Here is a 24,213-nt window from a genome sequence, read left to right as displayed (position 1 = left end):
CGGTGCGTCCCCGCAAGTCCCTGCGCGGGCGGCGCCGCACCGGCCGCACCCGGGCTTCCGGCGTCTCAACCCCCCTGCTGGGAGCGCGCCTTGAACGCCGCCTTGCGGGCCTCCTTGGCCACCTTCTTGTCGGGGTGCAGCCGCCCCATCGCCTCCAGCACGTCGGCCGTGGCCGGGTGGTCCACGCGCCAGGCCGCCGCGAAGAAGCCGTCGTGCTGCGCGGCCAGTCCCTCCACCAGGCCCTGGAGTTCGTCCGAGTTGCCCTCGGCCGCGAGCTGCGCGGCCAGGGTGTCGATGGTCAGCCAGAAGATCAGGTCCGGGGAGGGCGAGGGCACGTCCCGCGCGCCGTGCTCGGTGAGCCAGACCCGGGCCAGGCCGCCCAGTTCGGGGTCGTCCAGGACCTCCCGCAGCGCGGGCTCGGCGGCGGTGCCGACCAGGGACAGCGCCTCCTGGCAGCGCAGCCGGCGCAGCGGTGCGCCCGCGTCGCCGCCACGGGCCGCGGCGAGCAACTCCCGTGCCGCGGCGAGCGGTTCGCGCCGGGTGAGCCACAGCTCGGTCTCGGCGCGCGCGGCCCGGGGGCCGTACGCGGCGGTGCCGTCCAGCAGCGCGTCGGCGCCCTTGTCGGCGAGCTCGCCGAGGACCGGCGCCGCGAACCCGGCCTCCAGCAGCCGCGACCGCAGCCCGTACAGACCGAGCGGGGTGAGCCGGACCATGCCGTAGCGGGCGACGTCCGTGTCGTCGACGGGCGCGGCGCTCTCCTCGTCGGCCTCGGCCATCAGGGCCTCGTCGACCGGCTGGTACTCCACCAGCCCGGTCGGCTCCAGCAACCGGAACTGGTCGTCCAGGCGCATCATCGCGTCGGAGACCTGCTCCAGCACGTCGTTGGTGGGCTCCGCCATGTCGCCGGGCACGATCATCGACGCGGCGAGCGCGGGCAGCGGCACCGGTCCGTCGCCGGGCCCGTCCTCGCTCACGGTCAGCAGGTAGAGGTTGCCGAGGACGCCGTCGAGGAAGGCGGCCTCCGCCTCGGGGTCCCAGTCCAGCTGGGAGAAGTCGACCTCCCCGCCCTCCTCCAGGGCGTCGACCAGGTCGTCGAGGTCGGGCACGCTCGCGTCCGCGATGACCGTCTCCAGGGCGCCCTGCCAGATGCCGAGCACGTCCTGCGGGGAGCCGGTGAGCAGCGCCAGGTCCTGCCCGGCGGCCACGGTGCCGGCCTCCTCGTCGGTGATCTCCACCAGCCCGGTGTCGACGGCGACCCGCCAGGCCTCGCTGGCGTAGGCGGCCGCGTCGTCCCCGGTCAGCCCGAGCTCCTCGGCCGCGCCCGGCAGCTGCTCCTCCACCAGCGCTCCCCCGGCGTCCACGCGGGTGTCGGGCCCGGCCCAGCGGGCGAGCTTCGCGGCCCGGGCGAGCAGGGGCGTGGACAGGGCGTCGCGCGCCAGCTCCGCTTCGGAGGTCAGCCGCACCGGCGGCAGGGAGGAGCTGTCTGACATGGGCGGGTTCTCCTAGGACGCGATGTGCCACTCGGGTTCAGCCTAGACGGATTTCGACCCATGCCGTCCGGTTCATCTCCCCGTCGACGGCCGTACATGGCCGAAACCTTGACAACTGCCCCGGCCAGGCTGGAAATTGACGCGCGTAGAAAGAAGGGAACGACCGTTCACTCGCTTCTACGCGCGTCACGGGCCGCCCTGCTCCACCCTCGTCCCGGCGCTCGAAGTCACGTCCCCGGAGGGAATCCCTTGCCGAGCAAGTCGTCCGCGCGCCTCGCCGCGCTCACCGTCGCCGCCGTGTGCTCCGCGGCGTCCACCGTCGTCCTGTCCGCCCCCGCGCACGCGGACTCGGTGCGCATCCACGACATCCAGGGCACGACCCGGATCTCGCCGTACGCCGGTCAGAAGGTCGCGGATGTGGCCGGAATCGTCACCGGTATACGCACCTACGGCTCGTCCAAGGGCTTCTGGATCCAGGACCCGAGCCCCGACGCCGACCCCGCGACCAGCGAGGGCGTCTTCGTCTTCACCAGCTCCACGCCCAAGGGCGTGGCCGTCGGCGACGCGGTGAAGGTGTCCGGCACCGTCTCGGAGTACGTCCCCGGCGGCACCTCCTCCGGCAACCAGTCGATCACCGAGATCACCAAGCCGGCCGTCACCGTCGTCTCCTCCGCCAACCCGGTCCCGGCCCCCGTGGTCCTCGACGAGGACGCCGTACCCGACGCTTACGCGCCGGCCGGGGACAGCGCGGCGAACAACTCGGTCAACGGCCTGCCGCTGCGTCCCGGCCAGTACGCCCTCGATCTGTACGAGTCCCTGGAGGGCATGAACGTCGAGGTCGGCGACGCCCGGGTGGTCGGCGCCAGCGACCCGTACACCGAGCTGTGGGTGACGGTGAAGCCGGACGAGCACGCGAGCCGGCGCGGCGGCACCGTCTACGGCTCCTACGACTCGCAGAACACCGGCCGGCTGCAGATCCAGTCCCTGGGCTCCACCGCCGACTTCCCCGCCGCGAACGTCGGCGACACCCTCGCCGGCGCGACCACCGGCCCGCTGGACTACAACCAGTTCGGCGGCTACACGCTCGTCGCGAGCCGCATCGGCACGCTGGAGAGCGGCGGGCTGGAGCGGGAGGCCACGCGCCGGCAGCAGAACGGCGAACTGGCCGTCGCCACCTACAACGTCGAGAACCTGGACCCGTCGGACGGCACCTTCGCCGCGCACGCCGACGCGATCGTGAACAACCTCTCCTCCCCCGACATCGTGTCGCTGGAGGAGATCCAGGACAACAACGGCGCCAAGGACGACGGCACGACCGCCGCCGACGTGACCGTGACCAAGCTGATCGACGCGATCGTCGCCGCGGGCGGCCCGCGCTACGACTGGCGCTCCATCGACCCGTCCAACGACACCGACGGCGGCGAGCCGGGCGGCAACATCCGCCAGGTCTTCCTCTTCAACCCGCAGCGGGTGTCCTTCACCGACCGTCCGGGCGGCGACGCGACCACCGCGGTCGGCGTCACCCGGGAGCACGGCAAGGCGGCGCTGACGGTCTCCCCCGGCCGGATCGACCCGGCGTCCGACGCCTGGAAGTCCAGCCGCAAGCCGCTGGTCGGCGAGTTCGTCTTCCGGGGCCGCACGGTCTTCGTGATCGCCAACCACTTCAACTCCAAGGGCGGCGACCAGGGGCTGACCTCCCAGTACCAGCCCCCGGTGCGCAGCTCCGAGACGCAGCGCCACCAGCAGGCGGCGGAGGTCAACGCCTTCGTCAAGGACCTGCTGGACGTGCAGAAGAACGCGGACGTCATCGCGCTCGGCGACCTCAACGACTTCGAGTTCTCCGACACGGCGAAGATCCTGGAGGGCGACGGCGAGCTGTGGTCGGCGATCAAGTCGCTGCCGAAGAGCGAGCGGTACACCTACGACTACCAGGGCAACAGCCAGGTGCTGGACCAGATCCTGATCAGCCCGGCGATCCGGCGCGGGTGTGACTTCGAGTACGACAGCGTGCATCTGAACTCGGAGTTCCACGACCAGATCAGTGACCACGACCCGCAGGTGCTGCGCTTCCACCCGTGACGCTGCCGGCGGTCCACCTGTGACGGTGGCCGTCGCTCCACCTGTGACGGTGGCCGGCGGTCCACCCTGTGACGGTGGGCGCCCGTCTCCTCCCCGGGTCAGGCGGGGAGGAGACCGACGGCGTGCTCGTAGCGGGCGGGGGTGAAGCCCCTGACGCCCGGGTACGTCCGGACCCGCTCCCACTGCTCGGTCGGTGCGCCGATGCCCTCGCCGGGCGCGGCCAGCACCGCGTCGTAGGCGGCGGTGCTCTCCCACTCGGCGTAGTTGAGGACGTGGCCGCCGTCCGTGCTGAGGTGGAAGTGGGCGGAGATCAGTCCCTGGTGGCCGACGGGGTCGTCGTCGAGTGCCTTCAGCACCATGTCGACCCAGTCGCGCCGCTCCCCCGCCGCGGCCGGCTCGAAGTCGATGCGCACGGCCACGATCAGGCCGGGAACCCGCCGGTCGCCGGCCGCGCGTTCCCGGCTGCGGTGGTACCGGTAGCGGGACAGGCCGACCCGCTCGATGTCCGGCACGGCCGTGTCGATCTCGTCGACCCGCTCCTGGCGGTGCGTGCGCACGAACGCCTCGTAGGCCTGCTCGCTCGTCCACTGCGAGTAGTGCATGAGGGTGGTGCCGTCGTGACCGGTGTAGACGTGGTAGCTCAGCAGGTCGCCGGCCGGCCAGGGCCGGCGCTCCCAGGTGCCGGCGATGGCCTCGACGGTCCGGCGCTGCCGCTCGGGCGTGCCGACGCGCCAGGTGCTGAAGAACGGGGCGCCGACGCGCGGGTCGGTGAGATCGGGGTGGGCGTCGGTACGACGGGTCATGGCGGCCTCCGGTGATCGGCATCGGATGCGTGCGATGACCACCCTCCAACGTCAAGCGCGGTTGAGGTCAACCGCGGGGCGAGAGCGGGCCGCACCAGGACAGCGCCGCGACCCGGACCGTACGTCCATCGGCCCGGGCCGCGACCCGTGTGCGCCGGTGCGGACACTCACCGCACCGGTTCTTGTCCGCTCAGCCGTCGGTCGCGCTCCCGCACGCGTCGGGTAGGCGCCGGCGCTCCACCGGACCGCCGACGCCGCTAGCGCGTGCGCCGGTACACCCGCCACGCCCGCCATGCGCCGAGCGCGGCCATCGCCGTCAGCGAGGCCCACGCCAGTCCGGGGTGGCGCCGTCCCGTCACGAAGAGCGTGCGCACCGGCCGCGGGAGCCGGTCCTCGGCGGTGTCGCGGCCCTGGACCGCCCGCTCCTGCGCGGCGTCACCGGCACGGGAGGCCCCGTCCCGCGCCGCATGGCCCGCGTGGGAGGCCCGCTCCTGCAGGGTGTGACCCGCGTGGGAGGCCCGTTCCTGCAGGGTGTGACCCGCGTGCGAGGCCCGCTCCTGGAGGGTGTGGCCGGCGTGCGAGGCCCGCTCCTGCATGACGTGCCCGGCCCGGGACGCCTTGTCCTGCATCGCGTGCCCGGCCTGTGCGGCGGTGCTGCGCAGCTGGACCGTCATCGCGCCGGCCTTGTCGCGCAGGTCGGCGGCACGGGTCCGCGCGCGGCCCTTGAGGTCCGCCTTGGCCGCCAGCTCCTCCACGGTGTCCCCGAGCTGGCTGCGCGTCTCGGCGATCTGCCGGCGCAGTTCATCGGGGCCCTTGGCTCCCCCGGTGGCCTTGCCGGCGGAGCCGTTGCTCGCGTCCGTCATCGATGCGCCCTTTCCCTGATCTCCTCCACATCGGCCCTGACACTGCCGAGCGCCTCCTCCGGCGCGGGCGGTGTGGCCCGGCGCAGCTGGGAGCGGCCGGCGACGGCCAGCACCCCGGCGACGGCGAACAGCAGCGCCGTCACGATGAGTGCGGCGGCCCACACGGACAGCACCAGCGAGAGCGCGGCGATGGCTGTGCCCGCAGCGGCGAGCAGGCCGGCGTAGGCGAAGGCGCCCGCGGCACCCAGCATGCCGCCGCCGCGTCCGGCCCGGCGGCCCTTCTCTGCCAGTTCCTCCTTGGCCAGGCCGATCTCCTGCCGTACGAGCCGGGAGAGCTGTTCGGTGGCCTGTCCCACGAGTTCGCCCACGGAGTGGTGCGTGCCGTCGATCGGCGTCCGGCGCTCCTCGCGCACGGGCCGGGTGTCCATGGTCCCGGTCACGGTGTTCCGCCTCCTCTCGGTCACGGAGGCTCCCGGGTACCCCTACCGCCAGTCACTACCCCTGCGACGCGCTGCCGCTCCCCCGCTCGCCGAGTCGGGCCAGCTGGGTCTGGAACCAGTCGAGCCGGGCCTGCAACAGGGCGGCCTCGGCCACGAGTTCGGGAACGTCGAGCCCCGACCCGGCCTCCTGCCGGGGTTCTGGGCCGGCCGCGGCGACGACCCGCAGCCCCTCCCCGGCCAGCCGGGCGAAGGCGGTGAGCGACAGGGACGTACGGGCGCGCACGCAGCCCGCGCAGGACGGGGCGAGCGCGCGCCACCCGGGCCGGCCCCAGCCGGCGTCGGCCAGCGCCACCGCCGGCGCTCCGCAGGCACATGGCCCGACGGTCGCCGTGCGCACCCGCTGGCGGGCGCTGCGGAAGCCGCGCTCGAAGCGGATGTAGGCGCCGAGCACCGACACCTCCAGCAGGACGGCGGCCCGGTGCTCGGCGGTGCTGAGCAGCGCCTCGGCGTCCGCGCGGTCGTGCACGCAGTGGAAGCCGCAGTCGCACAGCCGGGCGGGCGGCCGGTGCCGGCGGCCGTAGACGCAGGAGGCGTCGGCCAGGACGCCGTACGGGAGCGCCCCGCCGAGCGATACGCCGGTGAAGCCGGCCCGGGTGCCGTCCTGGGAGAGCACCGGGTGGGCGATCTTGTAGCCGGTCGGCGGCTCGGACGGGTGCTCCTGCGGGAGCCGCAGCCTCATCGGGCGGCGGGCACCTCTTCGGGCAGGGAGACCTCGACGTCCGTGATCTCCTGGGCGGGTTCGGGTTCCTCGGCGCGGATGCTCTGCGGCTCTTCCTCCGCGACGCCGGTGGCCAATGCCTTGCCGAGCTTCATGACGCCTCCCGTAGCGGTGAGTGCATGACCGTCGTGAAGGCCATGGTGACTCATCGGGCCCCGACTTGGACATAGGGCGGCGGCCGGCCGGCCCGCGAGGTCATGTCTCGTGACGCAGCATTCCTTACCGATACCTCGTAGCAGATTTAAGTGGAGCTTCACGATCGCGCTGCCGAGACTGATCCCATGACCTACGCAGCCTCCTCGCCGCCGCCCTTCGGCCGCACCCTGTGCGCGATGATCACGCCCTTCACCGAGGAGGGTGCCCTCGATGTCGCAGGGGCGCGGCGGCTGGCCGCGCATCTGGTGGAGCAGGGCTGCGAGGGCCTGGTGCTGTCCGGCACGACGGGCGAGTCGCCGACGACGAGCGACGCGGAGAAGGCGGAGCTGATCCGCGCGGTGCGCGAGGCGGTGGGCGAGCGGGCGTCGATCGTCGCCGGGGTGGGCACGGCGGACACCCGGCACACGGTGAATCTGGCCCTGGAGGCGGAGAAGGCGGGCGCGGACGGCGTCCTGCTGGTCACGCCGTACTACAGCAGGCCGCCCCAGGACGCGGTCGAGGCCCACTTCCGCGAGGTCGCGGACGCGACGGCGCTGCCGGTGATGCTGTACGACATCCCCGGCCGCACCGGCACACGCATCGAGCCGGAGACGATGATCCGCCTGGCCGAGCACCCCCGGATCGTGGCGGTGAAGGACTGTTCCTACGACTTCCTCGGCACCCAGAAGGTCCTGGCCGCCACGGACCTGGCGTACTACGCCGGCTGCGACGAGCACAACCTCGCCCTGTACGCGGTGGGCGCGGCGGGCTGCGTGAGTACGGTCGCGAACGTGGCCCCGCGCGAGATCCGCGCCGTCCTGGACGCCTACGACGCGGGCGACACGGCCCTGGCGACCCGGCTCCAGCGCCGCCTGACCCCCTTGATCAACCGGATGATGTCCTCGAACCTCCCCGGCACGGTCACAGCCAAGGCCCTCCTGACAACCCTCGCCCTCCCCGCGGGCCCGGTCCGCCCACCCCTACGTCCGGCGAATGCGACCACGACGACGGCCCTCCGGGAGGCATACGACCACCTCGTCGTGACCGAACCCGCCTGACACGAACGAGCGCCCTCCCACCGATCGGCGGAAGGGCGCTCAGCCGCGTGCGCTGCGTCAGTTGTGGCTGTGCAGGATGTCGTTCAGGCCGCCCCAGACCGCGTTGTTCGGGCGGGCCTCGACGGCGCCGGTGACCGAGTTGCGGCGGAAGAGGATGTTGGACGCGCCGTTCAGGTCGCGGGCCTTGACGATCTGGCCGTCGGGCATGGTGACCCGGGTGCCGGCCGTGACGTACAGACCCGCCTCGACCACGCACTCGTCGCCGAGCGCGATGCCGACGCCGGCCTCGGCGCCGATCAGGCAGCGCTCGCCGATGGAGATGATCACGTTGCCGCCGCCGGACAGGGTGCCCATGGTGGAGGCGCCGCCGCCGATGTCGGAGCCGTCGCCGACGACGACGCCCGCGGAGATGCGGCCCTCGACCATGGAGGTGCCGAGGGTGCCGGCGTTGAAGTTGACGAAGCCCTCGTGCATGACCGTGGTGCCCTCGGCGAGGTGCGCGCCCAGGCGGACCCGGTCCGCGTCGGCGATCCGCACGCCCTTCGGCGCGACGTAGTCCGTCATGCGCGGGAACTTGTCGATCGAGGTGACCTGCAGGTGCAGGCCCTCCGCGCGGGCGTTCAGGCGGACCTTCTCGACGTCGTCCACGGCGACCGGGCCGAGCGAGGTCCAGGCGACGTTCGCGAGGTGGCCGAAGATGCCGTCCAGGCTCTGGCCGTGCGGCTTGACCAGGCGGTGCGAGAGCAGGTGCAGACGCAGGTAGACGTCGTGCGCGTCGATCGGCTTCTCATCGAGGGAGGCGATGACCGTGCGCACCGCGACCACCTCGACACCCCGGCGGGCGTCCGGGCCGATCGCCGCGGTCGCGCCGCCGCCGAGGAGCTGAGCGGCCTGCTCGGCGGTCAGCCGCTCGGTGCCGGCGGGGCCGGGCTGCTCGACCAGCTCGGGCGCGGGGAACCAGGTGTCGAGCACGGTGCCGTCGGAGGCGATGGTGGCGAGGCCGGCGGCGACGGCGCCGGTGGTGCGAGAAGCAGTCGAGTCGGTCATGAGGGCAACCTAACCGGCCGGGGGCCGCGGAGGCCAACCAGCGGCCCGGTGTCTCAGGTGGCGGGCGGACGGATTCCTCGGCGGGCCCTCGGAAGCGGCCCTCGCCGGCAGTTCTCAGAAGCGGTCACCAGAAGCGGTCCTCACAGCGGCGGGTTCCGTCGTCGGCCCGCGCCGGGCACGGCCGCCGGGGGCCGCTCCCGCTCCCCGGTCACCTCCACCGCCCACTCCGGCACCTCCCGCGTGTCCTCCCGCTCGCCCTCCAGCCGCGACCCGGCCAGCACCGCGCAGCCGGCCACCGCGGCGGCGAGCGCGCACAGGGGCCACAGCAGGTCCGGGGCCGCCTGGTACAGCGCGCCGCCGAGCGGTGCGGCCAGGACCACGCCCGTGATGGACGCGCCGGCGTACAGCGACTGGAAGCGGCCCAGGACATGGGCCGGGGCCCGGTCGGCGACGTACGCCGTGGCGGTGCTCTTGTACAGCAGTTCGCCGAGGGTCAGCAGGGTCATCATCACCACCGCCGCACCGGCTCCCGCGCCCGCGAGCAGCGCCGCGTACCCCGCCGCGACCAGCAGCAGCCCCGTCGCCACGACCGGCAGCGGCGAGCGGCGGCCCAGGGCGAGCGCGGCGGGTAGCTCAAGGCACAGCAGCACGGCGCCGTTGACGGCCAGCAGCGCGCCGTAGACACCGGTGTCCAGGCCGTGGTCGGCGAGGAAGACGGGGAAGGTCGTGTACTGCTGCCGGTAGACGACGTCGACGACCCCGATCGCCCCGAGCAGCAGCAGCACCGCCGGACGCGTCCGCAGCACCGCCCACAGCCCCGCACCGCCCGCCGCCTTCCCGGCCCGCGCCGTCTCCCGGCGCACCGGGCTCACCCGCACCGGGCTCACGGCCGCCGGTACCACCCGCGCCGTCCACCAGGCCAGCCCCACGCTGCCGAGCCCGTCGGCGACGTACAGCCAGTCGTACGACAGCCCGGTCGCGACCAGGGCGCCGAGCAGCGGGCCGACGGTGAAGCCGCCGTTGCCCGCCGCCCGCATCACCGCGTACGCCTGCCGTCGCGATCCCTCCGGCACGATCACCGCGACCAGCGCGGAGGTCGCCGCGCGCTGCACCCCGGCCGCGTACTGGGCGAGCGGCAGCGCGGCGTACAGCGCGGGGGTCGGCAGCACGGGTACGGCGGCCAGCAGCAGCCCGCCGGTGGCGGCGGAGACGAGCAGGGCCGGGCGGTGCCCGAACCGGTCGCCGAAGAAGCCGCCGGTGAGGTTGCCGGCGAGCAGGCCCGCTCCCCCCACGCCGGCCAGCAGGCCCGCCCGGCCGGGGTCCAGGCCGCGCGGGCCGGTCAGGTAGAGGAAGAGGTAGGCGAAGGTCACGCTCACGGTCATGTTCACGAAGGTGCCGGCGGCCAGCAGCCACACCGCCCGCGGAACGTCCCTCAGACCTCGCACCCCGCCCAGCTCCCCCCAATAAGTTTCTTTTGGGAACTGACTATGTCAGCATGGCAGCCTCGGGTCAACGACGAACCGGTGGACGAAGAGGTGGAGGGTCATGGCCCGCAGAACGAGCCTGGAGGATTCCACCTGCGCCATCGCCCAGGCGCTGGACGTGGTCGGCGACTGGTGGACCCTGCTGATCGTGCGGGACACCGCCCGCGGTGTGCACCGCTTCGACGAGCTGCAGCGCGAGCTCGGCATGTCGCGGAAGGTCCTCACCGAGCGGCTGCGCCTGCTGGTCGAGGCCGATGTCCTCGCGCGTGTGCCGTACCAGGAGCGCCCGGTGCGCCACGAGTACCGGCTCACCCCGCGCGGCCGCGCCCTGCTGCCGGTGCTGGTCGCCCTGCAGGACTGGGGGGACGCCTGGGTGCTGGGCGACGGCACCACGTCGGCCACGGCCGGGGAGGCCTCGGCGGAAGCCCACCGGGTGCACGAGCTGGTCGGCACGAGCGTGCCCGAGCTGACGCTCCTCGACGACACCGGCGCACCCCGCGACCCGGTCGCCCAGGACACCCCGTTCACGGTGCTGTACTGCTTCCCCGGCGCCTACGCCCGCGCGGACGCCTATCCCCCGGGCTGGTCCGACATCCCCGGCGCCCCCGGCTGCACCCTGGAGTCGTGCACCTACCGCGACCGGCTCGCCGACTTCACCGCGGCCGGCGCCACGGTCCACGGCATCTCCACCCAACGACCCGACGAGCAGCGGGCGTTCGCCGAGAAGGAGCGGCTGGGCCAGCGGCTGCTGTCCGACGCCGAGCTGTCCCTGATCACCGCGCTGCGGCTGCCGACGTTCCGCGCGGCGGGCGCGACCCGGCTCAAGCGGCTGACCCTGGTGGTGGACCGGGGCCGCGTCGTGCGCCATGTGCAGTACCCGGTCACCGATGTCGCCGGCAGCGTGGGCGCCGCGCTGTCGGCCGTACGGCAGGGCATGTGACGAGGCGTCAGTGCGCCCCGCCGAGGTTCAGCACCACCACGCCGATGATGATCAGCGCCATCCCGGCGGCCTTGGCGGCGGTCATCCCCTCCCCGAGGAACAGGATGCCGATCGCGGCGATCGCCGCCGTGCCCACCCCCGACCAGATCGCGTAGGCGGTGGCCACGGACAGGGTCTTCAGGGTGAGGCCCAACAGGTAGAAGGAGAGCAGGTATCCGGCGAGGGTGAGCAGCGACGGCACCAGCCTGCTGAAGCCGTCGCTGTACTTCAGCGCGGTCGTCCCGGCCACCTCGGCGGCGATGGCTGCGATCAGCAGCAGGTAACCCATGGGCCGAGCGTACACACGCGAAACGGCGAGGCCCGTGCTCCGGACCTCGCCGTTTTCACCAGGTCGGTGACGACCTTTCAGACGATCTCGCGTCAGACGTTGAACCCGAGCGCCCGCAGCTGCTCGCGGCCGTCGTCGGTGATCTTGTCGGGGCCCCACGGCGGCATCCAGACCCAGTTGATGCGCAGCTCGTTGACGAGGCCGTCCGTGGCGGACTTGGCCTGGTCCTCGATGACGTCGGTCAGCGGGCAGGCCGCCGACGTCAGGGTCATGTCGACGGTCGCGATGTTGGCGTCGTCGATGTGGATGCCGTAGATCAGTCCGAGGTTGACGACGTCGATGCCCAGCTCGGGGTCGACGACGTCCATCAACGCCTCGCGGAGCTCCTCCTCCGAGGCCGGCTTCATCTCAGCGGTGTCGGTCATGCCGTCTTCCTTTCGGCCTCGGCGCCGCTCAGCGCCTGAGCCGTCGCGTCCTTCCACGCCATCCAGCTGAGGAGGGCGCACTTGACCCGAGCCGGGTACTTGGAGACCCCGGCGAACGCGACCGCGTCCTCCAGCAGGTCCTCCATCGCGTCATCGGGCTCGATCTTGCCCTTGGACTGCATCAGCTCCAGGAAGGTCTCCTGGATCTTCTGCGCGTCGGACAGCTCCTTGCCGACCAGCAGCTCGTTCAGGACGGACGCCGAGGCCTGGCTGATGGAGCAGCCCTGGCCCTCGTACGAGACGTCCGCGATCTTCGTGCCGTCGTACTTCACACGGAGCGTGATCTCGTCGCCGCACGTCGGGTTGACGTGGTGCACCTCGGCGTCGCCATCCCGCAAGCCCCGCCCGTGCGGGTTCTTGTAGTGGTCCAGGATGACTTCCTGGTACATCGAGTCCAGCTTCACACCCGCTCCTAGCCGAAGAAGTTCCGTACGTGCTCCAGCCCCTCGACCAGTGCGTCGATCTCGGCCGGCGTGGAGTACAGATAGAACGACGCTCGCGTGGTCGCAGGAATTCCGTAGCGCAGGCACACGGGACGCGCGCAGTGGTGACCCACGCGCACCGCGATGCCCTGCTCGTCGAGGACCTGGCCCACGTCGTGCGGGTGGATGTCGCCGAGCGTGAAGGAGATCGCCGCGCCCCGGTCCTCGGCCGTGGTCGGGCCGATGATGCGCAGGTCGGGGACCTGCTGCAGGCGCTGGACCGCGTACTCGGTGAGCGCGTGCTCGTGGGCGAGGATCTTGTCCATGCCGATCGAGTTGAGGTAGTCGATCGCGGCGCCCAGACCGACCGCCTGCGCGATCGGCGGGGTGCCCGCCTCGAACTTGTGCGGCGCCGGGGCGTAGGTGGAGGAGTGCATCGAGACGGTCTCGATCATCTCGCCGCCGCCCAGGAACGGGGGCAGGTCCTCCAGCAGCTCCTGGCGGCCCCACAGCACGCCGATGCCGGTCGGGCCGCACATCTTGTGACCGGTGAAGGCCACGAAGTCGGCCTGCAGCGCCTGCACGTCCAGCGGCATGTGCGGCGCGGCCTGGGAGGCGTCGATGCACACCAGGGCGCCGACCTCCTGGGCGCGGCGCACTATCGCCTCGACCGGGTTGACCGTGCCCAGGATGTTGGAGACCAGCACGAAGGAGACGATCTTCGTCTTCTCGGTGATGATCTCGTCGATGTTGGACAGGTCGAGGCGGCCGTCGTCGGTGAGGCCGAACCACTTCAGCTTCGCGCCCGTGCGCTGTGCCAGCAGCTGCCACGGCACGATGTTGGAGTGGTGCTCCATCTCCGTGATGACGATCTCGGTCTCGGAGTCCACCCGGTAGGGCTCGTCGGCCCAGCCGAGCATGTTGGCCACGAGGTTCAGCGACTCCGAGGCGTTCTTGGTGAAGATCACCTCGTCGCGGCTGGGCGCGTTGATGAACTCCGCGACCTTGTCGCGCGCGCCCTCGTACAGCGCCGTGGCCTCCTCGGCGAGCACATGCACACCGCGGTGGACGTTGGCGTTGTGCTGCTCGTAGTACTCCGCGAGTACGTCGAGGACCTGGCGCGGCGTCTGCGAGGTCGCCGCGTTGTCCAGGTACACCAGCTTCTTGCCGTCGTGGAGCACCCGGTCCAGGATCGGGAAATCCTTACGGAGCGCCTCGGTGTCGAGGAGGCCCGGCAGCTGTGTCACGCGGATGCGCCACCCTTCACGTACGACTCGTAGCCCTCGTTCTCCAGCTTGTCCGCGAGCTCCGGACCGCCGGACTCGACGATGCGGCCGCCGGCGAACACGTGAACGTGGTCGGGCTTGATGTAGCGCAGGATGCGCGTGTAGTGCGTGATCAGCAGGGTGCCGACCTCGCCGGTCTCGCGGACGCGGTTGACGCCCTCGGACACGATCCGCAGCGCGTCGACGTCCAGGCCGGAGTCGGTCTCGTCGAGGATCGCGACCTTCGGCTTGAGCAGCTCCAGCTGGAGGATCTCGTGGCGCTTCTTCTCACCGCCGGAGAAGCCCTCGTTGACGTTGCGCTCGGCGAAGGAGGGGTCCATGTTGAGGCGCTCCATGGCCTCCTTGACCTCCTTCACCCAGGTGCGCAGCTTCGGGGCCTCGCCGCGCACGGCGGTGGCGGAGGTGCGCAGGAAGTTGGAGACCGAGACGCCGGGGACCTCGACCGGGTACTGCATCGCCAGGAACAGGCCCGCGCGGGCGCGCTCGTCGACGGACATCTCCAGGACGTCCTCACCGTCGAGGGTGACGGTGCCGCCGGTGATGGTGTACTTCGGGTGACCCGCGAGCGAGTAGGCGAGGGTCGACTTGCCCGAGCCGTTGGGGCCCATGATGGCGTGCGTCTCGCCCTGCTTCACGGTCAGGTCGACGCCCTTGAGGATCTCCTTCGTGGCGTTGTCGGCCTCGACGGTGACGTGCAGGTCTCGGATTTCAAGCGTTGCCATGGGTGCCTCAGGACTCCTGGGAGAGGGAGACGAGCACGTCGTCCCCTTCGATCTTTACGGGGTATACGGGGACGGGACGCGTCGCCGGAAGACTGTCGGGCTTGCCGGAGCGCAGGTCGAAGCGCGAGCCGTGCAGCCAGCACTCGATGTGGCAGTCGTCGACCTCGCCCTCGGAGAGGGAGACGTTCGCGTGCGAGCAGATGTCGTGGATCGCGTAGACCTCGCCCTCGGTCCGCACGATGGACAGCGGCGTGCCGTCGAGTTCCACCCGCTTCGGGGTGTCCTCCTCCAGCTCGCTGACGCCACAGGCGCGTACGAAGGTCATGCGACCGACGCCTCCAGCTCCTGCTCGATCTTGGCGATCAGGCGCTCCTCGATGTCGGCGACGCCGATCTGCTGGACCAGCTCGGCGAAGAAGCCGCGCACGACCAGGCGGCGGGCCTCGTGCTCCGGGATGCCGCGGGCCATCAGGTAGAACAGCTGCTCGTCGTCGAAGCGGCCGGTGGCGGAGGCGTGGCCGGCGCCGACGATCTCACCGGTCTCGATCTCCAGGTTCGGCACGGAGTCGACCCGGGCGCCGTCGGTGAGGACGAGGTTGCGGTTCATCTCGTAGGTGTCGGTGCCCTCGGCCTTGGCCTCGATGAGCACGTCGCCGATCCACACCGCGTGCGCCGAGTCGCCCTGCAGCGCGCCCTTGTAGACGACGTTGGACTTGCAGTGCGGCACGTTGTGGTCGACCAGGAGGCGGTGCTCCTGGTGCTGGCCGGCGTCGGTGAAGTACAGGCCGAACAGCTCGGCCTCGCCGCCGGGGCCGGCGTAGGCGACGCGCGGGTGCAGACGCACCACGTCACCGCCGAAGGTGACGACGACCGACTTGAAGGTGGCGTCCCGGCCGACGAGGGCGTTGTGCTGGCCCACGTGCACGGCCTTGTCGTCCCAGTCCTGCACGGAGACGACGGTCAGCTTGGCGCCGTCGCCGAGGACGTAGTCGACGTTGGCGGCGAGCACCGCGTCGCCGGTGTGGTCGATGACCACGACGGCCTCGGCGAACGCGCCCAGCTCGATCACCTGGTGGCCGAAGGCGGTGCCGCCCTCGCCGTGTACCGCGATGCGGATCGGCTCGGCCAGGACGGTCTCCTTCGGCACGGTCACGACCGAGGCCTTCTCGAAGGCGGAGTACGCCTGCGCGGCGACGCGGTCCACCGGGGTGCCCGCCTTGCCGAGCCGCGCGTCGTCGCGGCCGACGGTCTCGACGGTGACGCCCTCGGGGGCCTGCACGTCGACCTTCACGCCGTCGCCGGTGGCGGTGGCGGTGCCGTCGTGCAGCCCGCGCAGGCGCTCCAGCGGGGTGAACCGCCACTCCTCCTCGCGGCCGTGCGGGACCGGGAAGTCCGCGACGTCGAAGGAGGGCGGGGCGCTCATGCGGGTGGCGACGGTGGACTCCCCGGCCACCGCGATGGCGCCGGAGGTCGTCGACCCCACGGGGATGTTCTGGGCCTCAGCCATGGCTGTCGTAGTGCTCGCTTTCCGTTACGTATGGGGCTTGACGGGGACGGCGGGCCGCAGCGGTCTGCGGCCCGGGCCGGGGATTAACCGACCGCGCCCTCCATCTGCAGCTCGATCAGCCGGTTGAGCTCCAGCGCGTACTCCATGGGCAGCTCCTTGGCGATCGGCTCGACGAAGCCGCGCACGATCATCGCCATCGCCTCGTCCTCGGCGAGACCGCGGCTCATCAGGTAGAAGAGCTGGTCCTCGGAGACCTTGGAGACGGTGGCCTCGTGGCCCATGGACACGTCGTCCTCGCGGACGTCGACGTAGGGGTAGGTGTCCGACCGGGAGATCGTGTCCACCAGCAGCGCGTCGCACAGCACGTTGGACTTCGACCCGGCGGCGCCCTCACCGATCTCGATCAGACCGCGGTAGGACGTACGGCCGCCACCGCGCGCCACCGACTTGGAGACGATGTTGGACGAGGTGTTCGGCGCCATGTGCACCATCTTGGCGCCGGCGTCCTGGTGCTGCCCCTCGCCGGCGAAGGCGATGGACAGGGTCTCGCCCTTGGCGTGCTCGCCCATCAGGTAGACGGCCGGGTACTTCATCGTCACCTTGGAGCCGATGTTGCCGTCGACCCACTCCATGGTCGCGCCCTCGTAGGCCACGGCGCGCTTGGTGACCAGGTTGTAGACGTTGTTCGACCAGTTCTGGATGGTCGTGTAACGGCAGCGGGCGTTCTTCTTGACGATGATCTCGACGACCGCGGAGTGCAGCGAGTCCGACTTGTAGATCGGGGCCGTACAACCCTCGACGTAGTGCACGTAGGCACCCTCGTCGACGATGATCAGGGTCCGCTCGAACTGGCCCATGTTCTCGGTGTTGATCCGGAAGTAGGCCTGGAGCGGGATCTCCACGTGCACGCCCTTCGGCACGTAGATGAAGGAGCCGCCCGACCACACGGCGGTGTTCAGCGCGGCGAACTTGTTGTCACCGGCCGGGATGACGGTGCCGAAGTACTCCTTGAAGAGCTCCGGGTGCTCCTTCAGCGCGGTGTCGGTGTCGAGGAAGATGACGCCCTGCTCCTCCAGGTCCTCGCGGATCTGGTGGTAGACGACCTCCGACTCGTACTGGGCGGCGACACCGGCGACCAGGCGCTTCTTCTCGGCCTCCGGGATGCCCAGCTTGTCGTAGGTGTTCTTGATGTCCTCGGGCAGGTCCTCCCAGGACTCCGCCTGCTTCTCCGTGGAGCGCACGAAGTACTTGATGTTGTCGAAGTCGATCCCCGACAGGTCCGAGCCCCAGTTCGGCATGGGCTTCTTCTCGAAGAGACGCAGGCCCTTGAGGCGAAGCTTCGTCATCCACTCCGGCTCGTCCTTCTTGGACGAGATGTCACGGACGACGTCCTCGTTCAGACCACGCCGCGCCGACGCACCGGCTTCGTCGCGGTCGGCCCAGCCGTATTCGTACTTGCCCAGGCCCTCCAGCTCAGGGTGGGCAGTCTCCGTGGGGAGAGTCATGCGGGGTTCCTCCCGGCCGTGCTTGCAGATGCGTCAGTGGAAATCTTGGGGTCGTTCTTGGGGATGAACGTCGTGCAGACACCGTCGCCATGGGCGATCGTCGCGAGCCGCTGCACATGCGTACCGAGAAGCTCGGCGAAAAATTCCGTCTCGGCCTCGCACAGCTGCGGGAACTGCTCGGCGACGTGGGCGACCGGGCAGTGGTGCTGACACAGCTGCTCGCCGACGGGCGCGCTCCGCGCGGTAGCAGCGTACCCGTCGCCGCTCAGGGCCTTGGCCAGCGCTTCGGTCCGCTTCTCCGGGGGCGCCGCCTCGACCGCCTCGCGGTAGGCGCCGGCCTGCGCGGCGATCCGGGCGCGGGCGAACGCGGCGACGGCGTCGCGGCCGCCCTCCTGCTGCGCGATCCAGCGCAGGGCGTCGGCGGCGAGCTTGTCGTACGACTGGTCGAAGGCGTCCCGGCCGCAGTCGGTGAGCGCGAAGACCTTCGCGGGACGCCCGCGCGTGCGCGTGCCGTACACGCGCTGCTCGCGTGCCTCCACGACGTCGTCGGCGACCAGCGCGTCCAGATGGCGTCGTACGGCGGCCTGGGTCAGGCCCAGCCGGGCGGCCAGCTCTGCGACGGTCGACGGGCCGTGGTCCAGGATCGACCGCGCGACCCGGTTGCGCGTCGAGCGCTCCCCGGTCGCGAGCTCCTCGTGCGGGGCCCCCGTGGGGGTCTCCCGAACCTCGCCGACGTTTTTCACAACGCCATTGTTGCGTAATTCTCGCGAGCGTGACAAGCGACGTCCGGACGAGCCGATGGTGCCCTGCGTCACTTAGGCATACCTAACGTGACCTGCGGAAACGATCTTTGATCGATCAAACGGGCGGTGGCGAGGGGGCTCGTCCGCGGGACCGGGCCGCTGGAGCGAACCGGACCCGCGCGTCCGAGAGCCTTCCCGGCTCCCTAGACTCGGGTCCCATGCGAAGTGAGCCCGTCGTCCAGGTGCAGGCCCTGGTGAAGCGGTACGGCCCGAAGACCGCGGTGGACGGCCTCGACCTGGTGGCCCGGGCGGGTGTGACCGCCGTCCTCGGTCCCAACGGCGCCGGCAAGACGACCACGGTCGAGACCTGCGAGGGGTACCGGAAGCCGGACGCCGGCACGGTGCGCGTCCTGGGCCTCGACCCGGTCGCGGACTCCGCCGCCCTGCGGCCCCGGATCGGCGTGATGCTCCAGTCCGGCGGCGTCTACTCCGGCGCCCGCGCCGACGAGATGCTGCGGCACATGGCCAAGCTGCACGCGAACCCGCTCGACGTGGACGCGCTCATCGAGCGGCTCGGGCTCGGCTCCTGCGGCCGCACCAGCTACCGGCGCCTGTCCGGCGGCCAGCAGCAGCGGCTCGCGCTCGCCATGGCCGTCGTCGGCCGCCCCGAACTGGTGTTCCTCGACGAGCCGACCGCCGGCCTCGACCCGCAGGCCCGCCGGGCCACCTGGGACCTGGTGCGCGACCTGCGCGCCGACGGGGTCTCCGTGATCCTCACCACGCACTACATGGAGGAGGCGGAGCAGCTCGCCGACGACGTCGCCGTCATCGACGCCGGCAAGGTGATCGCCCAGGGCTCCCCCGAGGAGCTGTGCAAGGGCGGCGCCGAGAACACCCTGCGCTTCTCCGGCCGCCCCGGACTCGACGTCGCCTCCCTGCTCAAGGCCCTCCCGGCCGACTGCTCGGCCGCCGAGCTGACCCCCGGCTCGTACCGGGTGAACGGCAAGGTCGACCCGCAGCTGCTGGCCACCGTCACCTCCTGGTGCGCCCAGCACGGGGTGATGCCGGACAAGATCTCCGTCGAGCGGCACACCCTCGAAGACGTCTTTCTTGAGCTCACGGGCAAGGAGTTGCGCGCATGATTCCGGTCAGCACCGAGATCGGCCGGGGGTCCGGGGGTCGTCCCCCGGGAAAGCACCGCCTCGAACTGACCGGCAAGGAGCTGCGCTCGTGACCGCCACCGGCACCTACGCCCCGAAGCCCGGGGCGGCGCCGCTGTCCCGCATGATCGCGGCGCAGGCGGCGCTGGAGACGCGCATGCTGCTGCGCAACGGCGAACAGCTGCTGCTCACCGTGATCATCCCCACCCTGCTGCTGGCGCTCTTCAGCTCCGTCGACATCGTCGACACCGGCGCCGGCGAGGCCGTCGACTTCCTCGCCCCCGGCATCCTGGCGCTCGCCGTGATGTCGACGGCGTTCACCGGCCAGGCCATCGCCACGGGCTTCGAGCGGCGCTACGGCGTGCTGAAGCGGCTGGCGTCCTCGCCGCTGCCCCGCTGGGGCCTGATGACCGCCAAGACGGCGTCCGTGCTGGTCACCGAGGTGCTCCAGGTGATCCTGCTGACGGTGATCGCCTTCGCGCTGGGCTGGTCGCCGCACGGCAACCCGCTGGCCGTACTGCTCCTGCTGATCGCCGGCACCGCCGCCTTCTCCGGGCTCGGACTGCTGATGGCCGGCACGCTCAAGGCCGAGGCCACGCTGGCCGCCGCCAACCTGGTCTTCCTGCTGCTGCTCGTCGGCGGCGGGGTGATCGTGCCGCTGGACAAGTTCCCCTCCGGTGTCCAGGACGTGCTGAGCCTGCTGCCCATCTCCGCCCTGTCCGACGGCCTGCGGGACGTGCTCCAGCACGGGGCCGGGATGCCCTGGGGCGACCTCGGCATCCTCGCCGTGTGGGCGGTCGCGGGGCTCGCGGCCGCGGGGAAGTTCTTCCGCTGGGAGTAGCTGGCGATGGACCCTCGTGAAAGCGTGCACAAGCAGGCGCCTACCATGGAGCCCGTGCCAAAGCTGACCCGCGCCGACGCCACCGCGGCCGTGCGCAACCCGCTCGCCTTCATCGCCGAACGCTGGACGCCGACCCCGAGGACGGTCCAGCGGGCGGCCCTGTCCGCGCTCGTGATGTCGGTCGTCATCGTCGTCACCGGCGGCGCCGTGCGTCTGACCAGCTCCGGGCTCGGCTGCCCGAGCTGGCCCAAGTGCACCGCCGACTCCCTCACCGCGACCAGCGAGATGGGCTTCCACGGCGCGATCGAGTTCGGCAACCGCATGCTGACGTACGTGCTGTGCGCGGCGGTCGGCTGGGCCATCATCGCCGCGCGTTCGGAGAAGCCGTGGCGGCGCGGCCTGACCCGGCTGGGCTGGGCCCAGTTCTGGGTGGTCATGGGCAACGCCGTGCTCGGCGGCATCGTCGTGCTCGTGGGCCTGAACCCGTACACGGTCGCGGCGCACTTCCTGCTGTCCACCGCGCTGATCGCCGTGGCCACGCTGATGTGGCAGCGCAGCCGCGAGGGCGACGGGGCGCCCCGGCCGCTGGTCGGCAAGGCCGTCGTGCAGCTGGTGTGGTTCCTCGTGGCCGCCTCGGCGCTGCTGATCGCGGTGGGCACCGTGGTGACCGGCGCCGGCCCGCACGCGGGTGACTCCAGCGAGGTGGACCGCATCCCGGTGGACTGGGAGGGCGTCGCCAAGCTGCACGCCGTCCTGGCCTGGATCGTGGTCACGCTGACCTTCGCGCTGTGGTTCGTGCTGAAGGCGGTCGACGCGCCGCGCGGTCCGCTGGCCCGGACGCGGGATCTGTTCCTGATCCTGCTGGCGCAGGGTGTCATCGGCTACATCCAGTACTTCACCAAGCTCCCGGAGCTGCTGGTCGGTCTGCACATGTTCGGCTCGGCGCTGGTGTGGATCGGGGTGCTGCGCGTGCTGCTGGCGCTGCGGGAGAGGCCGGAGGAGGTCAAGGCGGACCTGCCGGGTCCGTCGGCCGAGGCGAAGCTCGCCAAGGCCTGAGCCGCCAGGCCACCGAAGTCCGGTGGCCTTACCCGGGCGGGGCCGGGTCACTGGAGCCCGCACACCCGCCCCCCGGGCGGGCCGGGTCACTGAAGCCCGTACACCCGCCCCGCGTTCCCCGACGCCAGCAGGTTCGCCACCCGTTGCGCGTCCGCCAGGGACCACGCGCCCTCGGCGACCCAGCCGCCCAGCACCCGGCCGAGGGCCTCGCGGAACAGGCGGGCCGCGACCACGTGCAGCTCGGGCAGCCCTCTGGCTCCACTGGAGAAGAGGATCTTGCCGAACGGGGCCAGCTCCAGGACCTCGGCGAGCACGTTCGCCGCGCGGGCCCCGGTGCGCACCAGTGCGGCGCCCGCGTCGGCGTAGACGTGCGGGAAGACCCCGGCCAGATGGGCGGCGTGCCGGTGGTAGGGGTAGCCGTGCAGCAGGACCAGGTCGGTACCGAGGCCGGCGGTCGCCCGCACGAAGTCCGTCAGCAGCACCGGATCGGTGCGGTCGGTGCGCCGGCCCGGCTCTCCCAGCCCCGCGTGCAGTTGCAGCGGCCGCCCGGAGGCCACCGCGATCCACAGCAGGTGCCGTAACAGCACCGGGTCGCTCAGCTCGTCCCCGGCCCGGCGCCCGGCCAGCCAGCGCCCGGCGGCGCCCCGCACCTCCCCCGGCCCGGGCGGCTCCGGCGCGAGCGCCAGACCGTGCCGTACGCCCGCCACCGAGGTGAAGGCGACGGCGTGCTCGGCGGCGCCGTGCACGGATTCGGCGAGGTTGGCGAGGAAGGACTCGACGGTCCCGGAGGTGTCGGCGACCTGCTCCGCGAGCGGCTCAAGGCGCACGATCTCGTGGGCCGTGGCGGCACCGGCGGTGGCCATCTCGGCGGGGCCGGTGAGGTCTCCGGGCAGGGCCGTGTCCACCAGGTACGTGGTGATGCCGCTGCCCCTCAGCAGCCTGCGGCCGGCCTCCAGGACGCCCAGTTCGCGGCGCCGGGCCAGATAGCGGGCCGGAGGGCAGTGCGGCTCCAGGCCGAGCAGGGGCGGACACCAGCGGCGTACGGCGAAGCCGGTCTGGGTGTCGAAGAGGGTGGTGCCGGGGGCGGGTGGTCCCTCGGTACGGGCCAGCTGGGCCTCGAAGGTGCCGAGGCCCAGCTCCGTTCTCAGCACGCCGTGACAGTACTGGTCCACGAGGGACGGCGTTTCGATCATCCGGACTCCCCGCTGCGCTGGCTTGACCGGCCTAACGGGTGAACGGGGTCCCAGGTCGCGGATGAGCCCGGGAATGCGCGTTGTTGGGCGGCTCTCGGCCCGTTGTGGTCGATCGCGCAGTTCCCCGCGCCCCTTTGGGGCGCGTCGCTCAGCCGCCGATCTGAATGCCCGCCATGCGCTTCCACTCGTACGGGCCCGTCTTCACCTTCGCCGCGAACTCGCCGTCGAAGGACTCGTGGGCCGTGATCCCGGACTTCTCCACGGCCTTCTCGGCGATCTCGTAGGAGGGTGCCACCACGTCGCCCCAGCCGCCGTCCTCGCCCACCAGGACGATCCGCGCGCCGCGCTCGCCGATGTAGGCCACCTGGCCCTCGGCACCGCCGTGCGCCTTGGCGAAGGCGCTGATCCGCCGGGCCAGCTTCTGAGCCGTGCGCTCGGCCTTCGCGTCAATCTGCTGCGTGTCTGCCATGGTCAGGATGCTACTCAGCGGTAGATCAAACGGCGACGGGCGGGGTGCGTGGCATGCGCCACTCCCCCAAGCTCTTCGAGCAGGGGGCACCCCCACCGCCCGGAATGTCCGAATGCTGCGTCTACCGCAGGAAGGGGTCCACCGCCACCGCCACGAACAGCAGCGAGACATAGGTGATGGACCAGTGGAACAGCCGCATCTCCTTCAGCTTCGCGCCCGTCACCTCGGCCTTCGCCCGGTTCTGCAGGGCGTGCGCCTCCCACAGCCACCAGCCGCCCGAGGCCAGCGCCACCGCCGTGTAGAACCAGCCGGTGTAGCCGAGCGGGGTCAGCAGCAGCGAGACGGCCACCATCACCCAGCTGTAGATCACGATCTGCTTGGCGACGACCTTGTTGGAGGCGATCACCGGCAGCATCGGCACGCCCACGCGCGCGTAGTCGTCCTTGACCTTCATCGACAGCGGCCAGTAGTGCGGCGGCGTCCAGAAGAAGATGACCAGGAAGAGGATGACCGGGGCCCAGGACAGGGAGTCCTTGACCGCCGTCCAGCCGATCAGCACCGGCATGCAGCCGGCGATGCCGCCCCAGACGATGTTCTGCGCGGTGCGGCGCTTGAGGATCATCGTGTAGACGACGACGTAGAAGAGGAGCGCGCCCAGGGACAGCCAGGCGCTCAGCCAGTTCACGGTGAGGCCGAACAGCAGCGTCGAGACCACCGCGAGGGTGATGCCGAAGGCCAGACACTCGCGCGGGCTGACCATGCCGGTGACCAGCGGACGCTGCGAGGTGCGGTCCATCAGCGCGTCGATGTCGCGGTCGATGTACATGTTCAGCGCGTTGGCGCCGCCGGCGGACAGGTAGCCGCCCACGCAGGTGAGCAGCACCAGCCCGAGGTCGGGCACGCCCTGCTGCGCCAGGAACATCACCGGAACGGTGGTGATGAGCAGCAGCTCGATGATCCGCGGCTTGGTCAGCGCCACGAACGCCTTGACACGGGCCCCGAACGGCCGGTGGGTCGGGTGCTCCCCTAGCACCCCCGCTGGACGGGATTCAACGGCCGTCACGAACACCCCTGACAGAGACATCCCAGCAAGCCTCCCCGTGTGAAGTGGCGGTAAAGGCTCGCGCGTACCACGCCACTTTAGACGTTGCCCATACCCCGGCCTTCGCGGGGGTGGGGTCGTGTTGGCGGGGCATGATCGTCCGGGTCCGGCGACCGCCCTGCGCCGGTGATCGTTCCCGGCCTCGCCGGCGCGTTTGCGGAATGCGTTCTTCCGCGCATACCGAAGCTCGATTGAGCGGTCAGATGAGCGGCTCCGTATTCATGTGCTGAATGCCTTACGGCCCAGTCAGGAGGCGGATCGCACTCAGTCCCGGCAGT

At 71.5% G+C, this 24,213-nt stretch carries 26 protein-coding genes; 6 read left to right on the top strand and 20 right to left on the bottom strand.

What is annotated here, in order from left to right; all coding sequences use genetic code 11:
- Positions 1 to 65: 65 nt before the first annotated feature.
- Positions 66 to 1,490, bottom strand: a complete 1,425-nt coding sequence (locus C3489_RS24625; RefSeq protein ID WP_103784234.1) for a hypothetical protein — start codon at positions 1,488 to 1,490, stop codon at positions 66 to 68.
- Positions 1,491 to 1,739: 249 nt separating this feature from the next.
- Here C3489_RS24625 and C3489_RS24620 point away from each other — a divergent pair, with 249 nt between their 5' ends.
- On the top strand, positions 1,740 to 3,569 hold the full coding sequence (locus C3489_RS24620; protein ID WP_103784233.1) for an endonuclease/exonuclease/phosphatase family protein: 1,830 nt from the start codon (positions 1,740 to 1,742) through the stop codon (positions 3,567 to 3,569).
- A gap of 98 nt (positions 3,570 to 3,667) precedes the next feature.
- Here C3489_RS24620 and C3489_RS24615 read toward each other — a convergent pair whose 3' ends face one another.
- From C3489_RS24615 to C3489_RS38785, 5 genes are all read right to left on the bottom strand, one after another.
- Positions 3,668 to 4,372, bottom strand: coding sequence for an antibiotic biosynthesis monooxygenase (locus C3489_RS24615; protein ID WP_103784232.1), 705 nt, complete (start codon positions 4,370 to 4,372; stop codon positions 3,668 to 3,670).
- A gap of 257 nt (positions 4,373 to 4,629) precedes the next feature.
- A complete protein-coding gene (locus tag C3489_RS24610; protein ID WP_103784231.1) occupies positions 4,630 to 5,235 on the bottom strand; it encodes a DUF3618 domain-containing protein in 606 nt (201 codons plus the stop codon).
- Positions 5,232 to 5,675 (bottom strand): phage holin family protein, encoded by a 444-nt coding sequence (locus C3489_RS24605; protein WP_374936776.1) that lies wholly within the window; start codon positions 5,673 to 5,675, stop codon positions 5,232 to 5,234. The genes C3489_RS24610 and C3489_RS24605 overlap by 4 nt, the downstream gene beginning before the upstream one ends.
- A 55-nt stretch (positions 5,676 to 5,730) precedes the next feature.
- Positions 5,731 to 6,414: a hypothetical protein gene (locus tag C3489_RS24600; protein ID WP_103784230.1), complete on the bottom strand. Its 684-nt coding sequence runs from the start codon at positions 6,412 to 6,414 to the stop codon at positions 5,731 to 5,733.
- Positions 6,411 to 6,548 carry a hypothetical protein gene (locus C3489_RS38785; RefSeq protein WP_181139824.1) on the bottom strand — a complete coding sequence of 46 codons (138 nt, stop codon included), beginning with the start codon at positions 6,546 to 6,548 and terminating at the stop codon, positions 6,411 to 6,413. The genes C3489_RS24600 and C3489_RS38785 overlap by 4 nt, the downstream gene beginning before the upstream one ends.
- A 186-nt stretch (positions 6,549 to 6,734) precedes the next feature.
- Here C3489_RS38785 and dapA point away from each other — a divergent pair, with 186 nt between their 5' ends.
- Entirely contained in the window at positions 6,735 to 7,646 is a 912-nt protein-coding gene (gene dapA, locus C3489_RS24595; protein WP_103784229.1) for a 4-hydroxy-tetrahydrodipicolinate synthase, read from the top strand.
- Between the two features lie 57 nt (positions 7,647 to 7,703).
- Here dapA and dapD read toward each other — a convergent pair whose 3' ends face one another.
- Both dapD and C3489_RS24585 read right to left on the bottom strand, forming a co-directional pair.
- Positions 7,704 to 8,693 (bottom strand): 2,3,4,5-tetrahydropyridine-2,6-dicarboxylate N-succinyltransferase, encoded by a 990-nt coding sequence (gene dapD / locus C3489_RS24590; RefSeq protein WP_103784228.1) that lies wholly within the window; start codon positions 8,691 to 8,693, stop codon positions 7,704 to 7,706.
- 140 nt (positions 8,694 to 8,833) lie between these two features.
- Positions 8,834 to 10,147, bottom strand: coding sequence for an MFS transporter (locus C3489_RS24585; RefSeq protein ID WP_181139827.1), 1,314 nt, complete (start codon positions 10,145 to 10,147; stop codon positions 8,834 to 8,836).
- 91 nt (positions 10,148 to 10,238) lie between these two features.
- Between C3489_RS24585 and C3489_RS24580 the strand changes: the two genes are divergently transcribed.
- Complete coding sequence (locus C3489_RS24580; protein WP_103784226.1) at positions 10,239 to 11,117, top strand: winged helix-turn-helix transcriptional regulator; 879 nt, start codon at positions 10,239 to 10,241, stop codon at positions 11,115 to 11,117.
- Between the two features lie 7 nt (positions 11,118 to 11,124).
- Here the strand turns inward: C3489_RS24580 and C3489_RS24575 are convergent, their stop codons facing one another.
- The 9 genes from C3489_RS24575 to C3489_RS24535 form a co-directional block, all read right to left on the bottom strand.
- Positions 11,125 to 11,445 (bottom strand): multidrug efflux SMR transporter, encoded by a 321-nt coding sequence (locus C3489_RS24575; RefSeq protein ID WP_103784225.1) that lies wholly within the window; start codon positions 11,443 to 11,445, stop codon positions 11,125 to 11,127.
- A gap of 92 nt (positions 11,446 to 11,537) precedes the next feature.
- A complete protein-coding gene (locus C3489_RS24570; RefSeq protein ID WP_103784224.1) occupies positions 11,538 to 11,870 on the bottom strand; it encodes a metal-sulfur cluster assembly factor in 333 nt (110 codons plus the stop codon).
- On the bottom strand, positions 11,867 to 12,334 hold the full coding sequence (sufU, locus tag C3489_RS24565; RefSeq protein WP_103784223.1) for a Fe-S cluster assembly sulfur transfer protein SufU: 468 nt from the start codon (positions 12,332 to 12,334) through the stop codon (positions 11,867 to 11,869). The genes C3489_RS24570 and sufU overlap by 4 nt, the downstream gene beginning before the upstream one ends.
- Positions 12,335 to 12,342: 8 nt before the next feature.
- On the bottom strand, positions 12,343 to 13,599 hold the full coding sequence (locus C3489_RS24560; protein WP_103784222.1) for a cysteine desulfurase: 1,257 nt from the start codon (positions 13,597 to 13,599) through the stop codon (positions 12,343 to 12,345).
- On the bottom strand, positions 13,596 to 14,360 hold the full coding sequence (gene sufC / locus C3489_RS24555) for a Fe-S cluster assembly ATPase SufC (protein WP_103784221.1): 765 nt from the start codon (positions 14,358 to 14,360) through the stop codon (positions 13,596 to 13,598). The genes C3489_RS24560 and sufC overlap by 4 nt, the downstream gene beginning before the upstream one ends.
- A gap of 7 nt (positions 14,361 to 14,367) precedes the next feature.
- The gene (locus C3489_RS24550) at positions 14,368 to 14,685 is read right to left on the bottom strand and encodes a non-heme iron oxygenase ferredoxin subunit (protein ID WP_103784220.1); all 318 of its coding nucleotides are present in this window, start codon (positions 14,683 to 14,685) and stop codon (positions 14,368 to 14,370) included.
- A complete protein-coding gene (gene sufD, locus C3489_RS24545; RefSeq protein WP_103784219.1) occupies positions 14,682 to 15,866 on the bottom strand; it encodes a Fe-S cluster assembly protein SufD in 1,185 nt (394 codons plus the stop codon). Before sufD ends, C3489_RS24550 begins: the two co-directional genes overlap by 4 nt.
- An 83-nt stretch (positions 15,867 to 15,949) precedes the next feature.
- Positions 15,950 to 17,371, bottom strand: a complete 1,422-nt coding sequence (gene sufB / locus C3489_RS24540; RefSeq protein ID WP_103784218.1) for a Fe-S cluster assembly protein SufB — start codon at positions 17,369 to 17,371, stop codon at positions 15,950 to 15,952.
- The gene (locus tag C3489_RS24535) at positions 17,368 to 18,114 is read right to left on the bottom strand and encodes a metalloregulator ArsR/SmtB family transcription factor (protein WP_103784217.1); all 747 of its coding nucleotides are present in this window, start codon (positions 18,112 to 18,114) and stop codon (positions 17,368 to 17,370) included. Before C3489_RS24535 ends, sufB begins: the two co-directional genes overlap by 4 nt.
- Positions 18,115 to 18,332: 218 nt before the next feature.
- On the opposite strand from C3489_RS24535, the gene C3489_RS24530 reads away from it, so the two are divergent.
- The 3 genes from C3489_RS24530 (at position 18,333) to C3489_RS24520 (ending at position 21,171) form a co-directional block, all read left to right on the top strand.
- Entirely contained in the window at positions 18,333 to 19,256 is a 924-nt protein-coding gene (locus C3489_RS24530; protein WP_103784216.1) for an ABC transporter ATP-binding protein, read from the top strand.
- 88 nt (positions 19,257 to 19,344) lie between these two features.
- Positions 19,345 to 20,115, top strand: a complete 771-nt coding sequence (locus C3489_RS24525) for an ABC transporter permease (RefSeq protein ID WP_103784215.1) — start codon at positions 19,345 to 19,347, stop codon at positions 20,113 to 20,115.
- 45 nt (positions 20,116 to 20,160) lie between these two features.
- Entirely contained in the window at positions 20,161 to 21,171 is a 1,011-nt protein-coding gene (locus tag C3489_RS24520; RefSeq protein WP_103784214.1) for a heme A synthase, read from the top strand.
- A gap of 86 nt (positions 21,172 to 21,257) precedes the next feature.
- Here the strand turns inward: C3489_RS24520 and C3489_RS24515 are convergent, their stop codons facing one another.
- The 3 genes from C3489_RS24515 to C3489_RS24505 form a co-directional block, all read right to left on the bottom strand.
- Positions 21,258 to 22,364 (bottom strand): amidohydrolase family protein, encoded by a 1,107-nt coding sequence (locus C3489_RS24515; protein WP_103784213.1) that lies wholly within the window; start codon positions 22,362 to 22,364, stop codon positions 21,258 to 21,260.
- Positions 22,365 to 22,512: 148 nt separating this feature from the next.
- On the bottom strand, positions 22,513 to 22,833 hold the full coding sequence (locus tag C3489_RS24510) for a hypothetical protein (protein ID WP_103784212.1): 321 nt from the start codon (positions 22,831 to 22,833) through the stop codon (positions 22,513 to 22,515).
- A gap of 121 nt (positions 22,834 to 22,954) precedes the next feature.
- Entirely contained in the window at positions 22,955 to 23,917 is a 963-nt protein-coding gene (locus tag C3489_RS24505) for a heme o synthase (protein WP_374936775.1), read from the bottom strand.
- Positions 23,918 to 24,213 lie beyond the last annotated feature (296 nt).

Source organism: Streptomyces sp. Ru71 (assembly GCF_002920535.1).
Lineage (GTDB): Bacteria > Actinomycetota > Actinomycetes > Streptomycetales > Streptomycetaceae > Streptomyces.
This window is presented reverse-complemented; position numbering and strand designations above follow the sequence as displayed.

Coding starts and splice junctions, on each gene's coding strand:
- C3489_RS24625 (WP_103784234.1), bottom strand. CDS start 1,490: ATGTCAGACAGCTCCTCCCTGCCGCCGGTGCGGCTGACCTCCGAAGCG.
- C3489_RS24615 (WP_103784232.1), bottom strand. CDS start 4,372: ATGACCCGTCGTACCGACGCCCACCCCGATCTCACCGACCCGCGCGTC.
- C3489_RS24610 (WP_103784231.1), bottom strand. CDS start 5,235: ATGACGGACGCGAGCAACGGCTCCGCCGGCAAGGCCACCGGGGGAGCC.
- C3489_RS24600 (WP_103784230.1), bottom strand. CDS start 6,414: ATGAGGCTGCGGCTCCCGCAGGAGCACCCGTCCGAGCCGCCGACCGGC.
- C3489_RS38785 (WP_181139824.1), bottom strand. CDS start 6,548: ATGAAGCTCGGCAAGGCATTGGCCACCGGCGTCGCGGAGGAAGAGCCG.
- dapA (WP_103784229.1), top strand. CDS start 6,735: ATGACCTACGCAGCCTCCTCGCCGCCGCCCTTCGGCCGCACCCTGTGC.
- dapD (WP_103784228.1), bottom strand. CDS start 8,693: ATGACCGACTCGACTGCTTCTCGCACCACCGGCGCCGTCGCCGCCGGC.
- C3489_RS24580 (WP_103784226.1), top strand. CDS start 10,239: ATGGCCCGCAGAACGAGCCTGGAGGATTCCACCTGCGCCATCGCCCAG.
- C3489_RS24575 (WP_103784225.1), bottom strand. CDS start 11,445: ATGGGTTACCTGCTGCTGATCGCAGCCATCGCCGCCGAGGTGGCCGGG.
- C3489_RS24570 (WP_103784224.1), bottom strand. CDS start 11,870: ATGACCGACACCGCTGAGATGAAGCCGGCCTCGGAGGAGGAGCTCCGC.
- sufC (WP_103784221.1), bottom strand. CDS start 14,360: ATGGCAACGCTTGAAATCCGAGACCTGCACGTCACCGTCGAGGCCGAC.
- C3489_RS24550 (WP_103784220.1), bottom strand. CDS start 14,685: ATGACCTTCGTACGCGCCTGTGGCGTCAGCGAGCTGGAGGAGGACACC.
- sufD (WP_103784219.1), bottom strand. CDS start 15,866: ATGGCTGAGGCCCAGAACATCCCCGTGGGGTCGACGACCTCCGGCGCC.
- sufB (WP_103784218.1), bottom strand. CDS start 17,371: ATGACTCTCCCCACGGAGACTGCCCACCCTGAGCTGGAGGGCCTGGGC.
- C3489_RS24530 (WP_103784216.1), top strand. CDS start 18,333: ATGCGAAGTGAGCCCGTCGTCCAGGTGCAGGCCCTGGTGAAGCGGTAC.
- C3489_RS24520 (WP_103784214.1), top strand. CDS start 20,161: ATGGAGCCCGTGCCAAAGCTGACCCGCGCCGACGCCACCGCGGCCGTG.
- C3489_RS24515 (WP_103784213.1), bottom strand. CDS start 22,364: ATGATCGAAACGCCGTCCCTCGTGGACCAGTACTGTCACGGCGTGCTG.
- C3489_RS24510 (WP_103784212.1), bottom strand. CDS start 22,833: ATGGCAGACACGCAGCAGATTGACGCGAAGGCCGAGCGCACGGCTCAG.
- C3489_RS24505 (WP_374936775.1), bottom strand. CDS start 23,917: ATGTCTCTGTCAGGGGTGTTCGTGACGGCCGTTGAATCCCGTCCAGCG.